Below are 9,109 nucleotides of genomic sequence, written 5' to 3'. Positions count from 1 at the left end.
CGCGCCCCGGCCGTCACGCGCCGAACGTGATCGGCAGGCCAGCCTGCTGGGTCGCGTACTCGGTGAGCGCCGAGAAGAATTCGGTACCGGTGCGCGTATCGCGCCATTCGCCGTCGATGAAACGATAGTGGAATCCGCCTGCCTTCGCGGCGATCCACACTTCCTTCATCGGCGGCTGCAGGTTGACGATGATCTTCGAGCCGTTCTCGAACGTCAGCGTCAGCACGCTGCCGTTGCGCTCCAGATCGATGTCGTGATCGCCGTCGTTCGCGACGTCCACGGTACGCTCGACGGCCGCCAGCACGGCCTCGGCACGGGCCAGGTATTCAGTATCGGACATGCTAAACTCTATCGGTTAAATTGTTCAGGGACGATCATGCGAGTCGTTTTCCGGATGAGCGCGATTGTAGCGGCTTTGGCGATTCTTGCCGGCTGCGGTCAAAGCGGCGCGCTCTATCTGCCCACCGTGCCTCCGATGCCCAAGCCGATCCAGCCGCAGAACACGCCGCCATCGGATGTGAAACCGACCGACGAAAACGCGTCGTCCGACGAGACGCCCGATACGTCCGGCTCGCCGCTCATGCTGTCGCCCGAGCTGTCGAGCAGCGCCTCGACCCCGCCCGCTCCGGCATCGGGCCCGACCGCCACGAAGTAACGACGCGAAGCCGCCCGCGCGGCGCGCGAAACGAGGCGATGACTTCCCGGTCATCGCCTTTTGTTTTTCCAGGGCGTTTTTCCGGGCCGCGCCGTCACGCGCGCACGCGCCGCCATCCCCACGCAACCAGCCGCCAGCCGAGCAGCACGGCGACGATCGCCGCGTAGAACTTCGGCTGCGCGAGGTTGTGCTTGCCGGCGCGCATCCACCAGAAGTGCAGCACGCCGAATAGCGCGATCGCATAGATGGCGCTGTGCAGCGTCGCCCAGTGCCGACCGAGTCGGCGCACCATCGCGCGCGGCGACGTCGCGGCAAGCGGGATCAGCAGCACGAACGCAGCGAAGCCGACCGTGATGAACGGGCGCTTGCCGACGTCCTTCAGGATCGCGACGACGTCGAACCACTTGTCGAACCACAGGTAGGTCGTGAAATGCAGCGTCGCGTAAAAGAACGCGAACAGCCCGATCATCCGGCGAAAGCGCAACAGCGGCGCGAAACCCGTCATGCGCCTGACCGGCGTGACGGCAAGCGTGACGCACAACAGGACGAGCGTCCACAGGCCCGTCGAGCGCGTGATGAACTCGATCGGGTTTGCACCGAGCCGGTCGGTCAGCCCGAACAGCACGAGGCGCGCGAGCGGATAGAGGCCGGCCGCGAACACCAGCACCTTGGCCGGTGCGAGCCAGCGCGGCGCGGCGGGCCGGCTCCCTCCCGCGCGCGCCCCTCGCGCGGCCGGCCCGGTGCTGGCGGCACGCGCAGGCGTGAGCGTCGAAGGAGGCATGTCGTTTCTCACGGTCACGCTCAGAAATTCCTCTTCAGGTCCATGCCCTGATACATCGACGCGACCAGATCGCCGTAGCCGTTGAACATCAGCGTCTTGCGCTTCGGCGTGAAGAAGCCGTCCTCGCCGATGCGCCGCTCGGTGGCCTGGCTCCAGCGCGGATGATCGACGTTCGGGTTCACGTTCGAATAAAAACCGTACTCGTTCGCCGCATACGTGTTCCAGCTCGTCTTCGGCTGCTTGTCGACGAGGCGGATCTTCACGAGCGACTTCGCACTCTTGAAGCCGTACTTCCACGGCACGACGATCCGCACCGGCGCCCCATTCTGGTTCGGCAGCACCTGCCCGTAGACGCCCATCGTCAGCAGCGTCAGCGGATTCATCGCCTCGTCCATCCGCAGCCCTTCCGAATACGGCCAGTCGAGCACCGGCGTCGACAGGCCGGGCATCTGCGACGGATCGGCCAGCGTGATGAACTGCACGTATTTCGCGTTGCCGGTCGGCTGCACGCGCTTGATCAGCTCGGACAGCGGCACGCCGATCCACGGGATCACCATCGACCAACCCTCGACGCAGCGCAGCCGGTACACGCGCTCCTCGAGCGGCGCGAGCTTCAGCAGCTCGTCGAGATCGAACACCTTCGGGTGCTGGACCTCGCCCTCGACGCTCACCCGCCACGGGCGCGGCCGCAGCGTGCCGGCGCTCTGCGCCGGGTCGCTCTTGTCGGTGCCGAATTCGTAGAAGTTGTTGTAGGACGTGATGTCCTTGAACGGCGTCACCTTGTCGATGGCGACGAATTTCGGATTGGTCTTTGCCGCGAGCTTCGCCGCTCGCGAGTCGGGCGACGCATATGCGGCGAGCGCCGTGCCGCTGGTGCCGAACAGGCCGCCCGCGGCCGCGAGGCCGGCGGCCTGCAACACGCGCCGCCGGTTCTCGAATACCGCGCGCGGCGTGATCTCGCTCGACGCGATATCCGCGCCGGTCAGTACGTTACGCAAAGGGCGTTTGATCCACATCGTGCAGCTCCTCCCGCATGCGCGGCGCGCATGCTTCATCAGCGTTCGACCCGGCCCGTCACGCGCCGTTCGACGCCCGGCTCGCCCGCCCGTTACAAAACAAAACCGCCGGGCACGCAGTGCACCGGCGGTCTGATAGTCGGACGAGCAACGGAAATCTTACAGCTTGCCGTAGCTGTGCAGCCCGGACAGGAACATGTTGACGCCGAGGAACGCGAACGTCGTGACCAGCAGGCCGGTGAGCGCCCACCACGCGGCCACCGCGCCGCGCAGGCCCTTCATCAGCCGCATGTGCAGCCACGCCGCGTAGTTCAGCCACACGATCAGCGCCCAGGTTTCCTTCGGGTCCCAGCTCCAGTAGCCGCCCCACGCTTCGGCCGCCCACAGCGCGCCGAGGATCGTCGCGATCGTGAAGAACGCGAAACCGACCGCGATCGACTTGTACATCACGTCATCGAGCACTTCGAGCGTCGGCAGGCGATCGGCGAGGATGCCGCGTTCCTTCATCAGGTACGCGACCGACACCATCGCCGACAGCGCGAAGCTGCCGTAGCCGATGAAGTTCGCCGGCACGTGGATCTTCATCCACCAGCTTTGCAGCGCCGGCACGAGCGGCTGGATCTGCTGCGCATCGCGCGCGACCGAGTACCACATCAGAAAGCCGACCGCCGCGCTGATGACCAGCAGCACGAACGCGCCGAGCGAACGCGTGCCGTAGTGGCCCTCGTAATACAGATAAAGCAGCGCGGTGATCAGGCTGAACAGGACGAACACTTCATACAGGTTCGACACGGGGATATGCCCGACGTCCGCACCGATCAGGTAGGACTCGTACCAGCGCACCATCAGCCCCGTGAAGCCCATCAGCACGGCAACCCACGTGAGCTTCTGGCCGATCGCGGCGCCCGTTTCGGAGCGCGCGAGCAGGCCGATCCAATAGAAGATCGTCGCGAGCACGAACAACGCGCTCATCCACAGGATCGCCGACTGGCTCGACAGGAAGTACTTGAGGAAGAACGCCGAATCGGCGCGGGCGAGATCGCCCTGGTAGATCTGGATCGACAGCAGCGACAGCACGGCGATCGACGCCATCATCAGCCGCGCCGGCTTCCAGCGCCAGCCGAGCGCGACGAGCGCCGGCACGGTGCCGATCATCACCGCCTTGTCGTAATAATCCATGTGCGCGTTGTAGTGCACGAGCGCATAACCCGCGCCCGCCACCAGCGCCAGGGCAAACAGCCAGTCGAACAGCGACAGGCGTGCGAGGAACGGCCGCTCATCGAACAACGGCGACGACGCCGGCGCCGGAGCCGACGCCGTACGGGAAGAGGAAACTTGCGTGAGATCCATGATGTTACCGGGTGGAATTCTCGGAATCGGAACCGCCGCCGGCAGGCGGGCGGGCCGTCGAAGCCGCACCGGCGGGCGCGGCGTCGCGAGGTGCGGCGCGCAAGGCGGCGCCGGCCGCGTCGCGCGTCTGCACGAATTCTTTCTCGAAATCGAAGGTCTTGCGGGCCGTGGACATTGCCATCACCACATCGACGCCCGAACCGGCGTCCTTCAGCCAGAACCAGAGTCGCCGCTCGCGCACGTAGAACATCGAGAAGATGCCGGCGACCAGCAGCAGGCTGCCAAGATACACCAGATTCTTGCCGGGTGCGCGCGTCAACTGAAATACCGAAGCTTGCACCTGCTTGAATGAGTCAAGCTGCAAATAGACCGGCGATCCATACAAGAAGCTGTCGGATAGCGCGTTGATCGCGTTCTGCACGAAGCGGATCGTGTCGGTGCCCTGCTGCGCGGCCGGCTCGCCGGCACGCTCGCGCGCAATCTGCCAAACCTCCCACATCGAGCCCTCGAGCATTCGCAGCAGCAGGCTCGCGGCCTTCTCCTGCTCGCCCTTCGGCACCGAGCGGTCGATGAAGGTCGCCACCGCCTGGAAGCCGCCGACCGGCTGGCCGTCCGCCCCGCGACCGATGCTGTCGTCGCTCGCCGCAAAGAGGGTCAGCACCTTCGAGGCGCTGTCCTGCAGACGGCCGCGCAGCGACGCGTCGCCCGGCAGCGAGCGCTGCGCGAAGCGTGCGGCGGCTTCGGTACGCACCGCCGGGTCCTCGAGCGCGGCCCGCAGGCGCATCCATTCGCCGATCGAATCCTGGCTGTCGGCCGGGATCCGCATGTAGCGGAACGGATCGTTCGGGCTCGCGCGCACGCCGGCGAGGAACACGCGCTCGCCATTCATGTCGACAGGCAGCATGTAGTTGTTGAATTCGCGCGCCTGGCCATCCTTGCCGCGAATCTTGTACTGCACCGACGGGCCGATGTTGTGGAGCTGCGTCGGCTTCGACGTCTTCGCGCCCGAGCCGAGTCGCTCGTCGAACACTTCCTTCAGCGAGCTGGTCGTCGCGACGCCGCGTACGTCCGGCTTGCCTTTCGCGTCGGCCATGTTCTCGACGTTGATCGCACGGAAGTCGGAGAACTCGATCGTGTCGCCGTCGGCGCCCGGAACCTGCAGTGGCGCCGAGCTGCCGATCGTGCCCTTCACCGGGACGGTCGCCGCCTGGCTGCCGGTCATCGGATAGGCCGTCATCTGCATCTGCGAGCCGCCGTCCTGGAAGCTCGACTGGTAGATCGACACGCCCTTGTACGTGAACGGCTTGTTGACCTCGACTCGCGCCGGGATCTTCCGGCCGGTCTCGCGATCGATCACGACGATGTCGCTCGCGAACAGCTTCGGCATGCCCGTCGTGTAGTAATCGACGATGAACTTGTCGAGCTGGATCGAGAACGGCAGATCCTGGATCAGCGAGCCGCTCGGCTGGTTCAGGATCGCGGTCGACACGAACTGGCCCTCCGGCACCCACGCATAGCCGCGGAACGTCGGGTTCGACGCGGAGAGGCGATGGTCGGGCGAAATCTCGCTGATCGTCGCGCTCGTGTTGACCGGGCTCTTGCCGAATATCCACATCTGGAATTTGATCGGCAGGTTGCTGTCGAGCAGGCCGCCGATACAGATCACGACGATCGCGAGGTGCGCGGAAATGTAGCCCCACTTGGTCATCGCGCCGCGCTTCGCGGAAATCAGCGTCGCGCCGTCGGTTTCACGCACGACGTGCTTGTAGCCGGCCTTCGTGACGAACGTGGCGAGCGTCGCCGCGACGCTCGCGCGCGTGCCGGATGCCGTGTACTCGGCCTTGTGGTGGAATGCGCGCAGGCTGCCTTCGCGGACCTTGTCCTTCCAGCTCTTCGCATCGGCGAGCATCTTCGGCGCGTTGCGGATCACGCACAGCGAGATCGACACGACGAGGAAGATCAGGATCAGCATGAACCACCACGCGCTGTACACGGTGTACAGGCTGAGCGAGCGGAAGATGTCCGCCCAGAACGGCCCGAACTGGTTCACGTAGTTCGGATACGGATCGTCCTGGGTCAGGACCGTGCCGATGATGCTCGCGATCGACAGCACCACCAGCAACGCGATCGCGAAACGCATCGAGCTCAGCAGCTCCACCGCACGTTTCGACGCACCCTGACTCGACTTCGACTGCAACCCCGACGTGGTAACGCTCATTCAAACTCCGACTAAGGGGAAACAGCCCCCACGCTCACTATGTTCGGCTCGGGAGGCGCAGCCCCCAATCGCCCGCAAGCCGCGCCATCCCGGCTCGGCCCGGCGCGTGCCGACAAAAAAGAAGGGCGAGGCAACCGCGACGACGCGGCGCCCCACCCTTTTCTTGTTCTGACTCCGGCCGCCGTTCGGGCGCCCGGTCATTCCATTCGCGGCTGACCGCTCAACGCAGGCCCGCGATGTAATCCGCGACGGCCTTGATCTCGGTATCCGACAGCCGCGACGCGATCTGATGCATCGCCTCGTTGTTGTTGCGCGCGCCGGCACCCTGCTGGAACGCGGTCAACTGCGCGACCGTGTAATCGGCCCATTGCCCCGACAAGCGCGGATACTGGACCGGGATACCCTGCCCCGTCGGCCCGTGGCAGCTCGCGCAGGCAGGTACGCCCTTCTCCGCGATGCCGCCGCGATAGATCTTCTGGCCGACCGGCACGGTCGCCGCATCGCGAGCGGTACCGAGCTTCGTCGTCTGCGACCCGTAGTACGCGGCGACGTTGCGCATGTCGTCCGCGCTCAACGCGCTCGCGAATCCAACCATCACCGCGTTGTTACGCACCGGCCCCTTCGCGCCCGGCTGCGTCTTGAAGTCATTCAACTGCTTGACCAGATATTCGGGATGCTGGCCGGCGAGCTTCGGGAAACTGCCCGACGCGCTGTTGCCGTCGGCGCCGTGACACGACGCGCAGACCTGCCCGGCAATCGCCTTGCCGCGGTCCAGATCCGGCTTGGCCGCATCTGCCGCATTTGCCTCCGCTACGAAACCTACGAACCCTGCTGCAACCTGAAGCACCATCAGAGACTTGCACAGTCGATTCATTCGCACACCCTGTTTCGTCTTGTGGGAATTTGAGGTTCTGCAAAAAACGACGGCGTTCAGTCTACCGCAGAAGCCACATAAAAGCGCGAGGCAGGCGCCCGGTGGCCTTCGGTAAAACGGCCGTATTGTACAATATCGTGCTGAAAGCCCCCGCGCCTATCGGGGCTACCCCGCCTCCACCAAGCGGCTCGCGCCGCCCGTCCTTCCGGTTCCCATGGCCTTTCTGCTCCATCAAGCCCGCTTCTACACGACCGTCAACCATCTGCGCGACCTGCCGCCGACGGTTCAGCCGGAAATCGCGTTCGCGGGCCGCTCGAATGCCGGCAAGTCGACGGCGATCAACGTGCTGTGCAACCAGAAGCGGCTGGCCTTCGCGTCGAAGACGCCCGGCCGCACGCAGCATATCAACTACTTCTCCGTCGGCCCGGCCGCCGAGCCCGTCGCGAACCTCGTCGACCTGCCCGGTTACGGCTACGCGGAAGTGCCCGGTGCCGCCAAGGCGCACTGGGAAATGCTGCTGTCGTCCTATCTCGCGACGCGCTCGCAGCTCTGCGGCCTGATCCTGATGATGGATTCGCGCCGTCCGCTGACCGATCTCGATCGACGGATGATCGAGTGGTTCGCGCCGACCGGCAAGCCGATCCACACGCTGCTGACGAAGTGCGACAAATTGACGCGCCAGGAAAGCATCAATGCGCTGCGCAACACGCAGAAGGGGCTCGACGCGTATCGCGACCAGGGCGTGAAGGGCAAGCTGACGGTCCAGCTGTTCTCGGCGCTGAAGCGTACGGGGCTCGACGAGGCCCATGAACTGATCGAGAGCTGGCTGCGGCCGTCCGTCGCCGACGAAAAAAGCGAGCCTGTAGCACAATGAGCGGGCAACGCGCGGCTGGGATCGGCTGTGCGCACCTGACGGCACCTGCGGATTCGGCCGGCTCATAAAAAAACCCGCCGTTGAACGGCGGGTCAAACAGCCTAATCGAAAAACGACAGGCACCCGCTCAGGGAGGAGAAGCGGGGAGCTGCACGCAACGCGTGCCGCTCGATCGCTATCATATACCAACGATCTCGAAAATGACCTAAGGGTTCCGTAAGGTCTTCTTGCCCTGATTTCTGCCAAATCGCCATGAGCTTCCATCCGCTTCATCGTCCGCGCCGGATGCGCCGCGACGACTTCTCCCGCCGCCTGATGCGCGAAAACCGCCTGACCACCGACGACCTGATCTACCCGGTGTTCGTCGTCGAAGGCACTCAGCAACGCCAGCCCGTCCCGTCGATGCCCGGCGTCGAGCGCGTGTCGGTCGACCTGCTGATGCAGGTCGCCGAGCAGTGCGTCGAACTCGGCGTGCCCGTGCTATCGCTGTTCCCGGCTATCGATCCGTCGGTGAAAACGCCTGACGGCCGCGAGGCGGCCAATCCGGAAGGCCTGATTCCGCGCGCCGTGCGTGAGCTGAAAAAGCGCTTCCCCGAGCTCGGCGTGCTGACCGACGTCGCGCTCGATCCGTACACGAGCCACGGCCAGGACGGCGTGCTCGACGAGAATGGCTACGTGATCAACGATGACACGATCGAAATCCTGATCGAACAGGCGCGTGCGCAGGCCGAAGCCGGCGTCGACATCGTCGCGCCGTCGGACATGATGGACGGGCGCATCGGCGCGATCCGCGAGATGCTGGAAAGCGACGGTCATATCCATACGCGGATCATGGCCTATTCGGCGAAGTTCGCGTCGGCGTTCTACGGCCCGTTCCGCGATGCGGTCGGTTCGGCATCCAATCTGGGCAAGGGCAACAAGATGACTTACCAGATGGATCCGGCGAACAGCGACGAAGCGCTGCGTGAAGTGCGCCTCGACATCGACGAAGGCGCCGACATGGTGATGGTCAAGCCCGGCATGCCGTATCTCGACATCGTGCGCCGCGTGAAGGACGAGTTCCGCTTCCCGACCTACGTGTACCAGGTGAGCGGCGAATACGCGATGCTGAAGGCGGCCGCGATGAACGGCTGGCTCGACCACGACAAGGTCGTGCTCGAATCGCTGCTCGCGTTCAAGCGTGCAGGCGCCGACGGCGTGCTCACGTACTTCGCGCTCGATGCCGCGCGTCTGCTGAAAGCGCAGCGCTGATCGCGCGTCGGCACGCACCTGCAAAAACGGCGGGACACCTCGGTGTTCCGCCGTTTTTTGTTTACCGTCGATCGAAACTGTCAGCCAGCC

9 protein-coding genes are annotated in these 9,109 nt (G+C 65.0%); 3 read left to right on the top strand and 6 right to left on the bottom strand.

The genetic code is table 11. The annotated features are described in order from the left end of the window. Positions 1-13 precede the first annotated feature (13 nt). On the bottom strand, positions 14-340 hold the full coding sequence (gene cyaY, locus SY91_RS04045; RefSeq protein ID WP_006477165.1) for an iron donor protein CyaY: 327 nt from the start codon (positions 338-340) through the stop codon (positions 14-16). 36 nt (positions 341-376) lie between these two features. Between cyaY and lptM the strand changes: the two genes are divergently transcribed. After that, on the top strand, positions 377-655 hold the full coding sequence (lptM, locus tag SY91_RS04040; protein WP_185921083.1) for an LPS translocon maturation chaperone LptM: 279 nt from the start codon (positions 377-379) through the stop codon (positions 653-655). A 94-nt stretch (positions 656-749) separates the two neighbouring features. Here the strand turns inward: lptM and msrQ are convergent, their stop codons facing one another. From msrQ to SY91_RS04015, 5 genes are all read right to left on the bottom strand, one after another. Then, on the bottom strand, positions 750-1,436 hold the full coding sequence (gene msrQ / locus SY91_RS04035; protein WP_124478369.1) for a protein-methionine-sulfoxide reductase heme-binding subunit MsrQ: 687 nt from the start codon (positions 1,434-1,436) through the stop codon (positions 750-752). 20 nt (positions 1,437-1,456) lie between these two features. Beyond that, positions 1,457-2,452: a protein-methionine-sulfoxide reductase catalytic subunit MsrP gene (msrP, locus tag SY91_RS04030; protein WP_185921082.1), complete on the bottom strand. Its 996-nt coding sequence runs from the start codon at positions 2,450-2,452 to the stop codon at positions 1,457-1,459. 159 nt (positions 2,453-2,611) lie between these two features. Then, entirely contained in the window at positions 2,612-3,802 is a 1,191-nt protein-coding gene (ccsB, locus tag SY91_RS04025; protein WP_124478371.1) for a c-type cytochrome biogenesis protein CcsB, read from the bottom strand. 4 nt (positions 3,803-3,806) lie between these two features. After that, complete coding sequence (locus tag SY91_RS04020; protein WP_124478373.1) at positions 3,807-6,020, bottom strand: cytochrome c biogenesis protein ResB; 2,214 nt, start codon at positions 6,018-6,020, stop codon at positions 3,807-3,809. Positions 6,021-6,240: 220 nt separating this feature from the next. Further along, positions 6,241-6,894 (bottom strand): c-type cytochrome, encoded by a 654-nt coding sequence (locus SY91_RS04015; RefSeq protein ID WP_011546640.1) that lies wholly within the window; start codon positions 6,892-6,894, stop codon positions 6,241-6,243. Between the two features lie 214 nt (positions 6,895-7,108). On the opposite strand from SY91_RS04015, the gene yihA reads away from it, so the two are divergent. Together yihA and hemB are read left to right on the top strand one after the other, a co-directional pair. Further along, entirely contained in the window at positions 7,109-7,768 is a 660-nt protein-coding gene (yihA, locus tag SY91_RS04010; protein WP_006477171.1) for a ribosome biogenesis GTP-binding protein YihA/YsxC, read from the top strand. Between the two features lie 252 nt (positions 7,769-8,020). Beyond that, the gene (gene hemB / locus SY91_RS04005) at positions 8,021-9,019 is read left to right on the top strand and encodes a porphobilinogen synthase (RefSeq protein ID WP_185921081.1); all 999 of its coding nucleotides are present in this window, start codon (positions 8,021-8,023) and stop codon (positions 9,017-9,019) included. Positions 9,020-9,109: the final 90 nt, after the last annotated feature.

It is taken from the genome of Burkholderia cenocepacia (genome assembly GCF_014211915.1).
Classification (GTDB): Bacteria; Pseudomonadota; Gammaproteobacteria; order Burkholderiales; family Burkholderiaceae; genus Burkholderia; species Burkholderia orbicola.
Note: the sequence above shows the minus strand (reverse complement) of the source record. Positions and strands in the feature narration are given on the sequence as shown.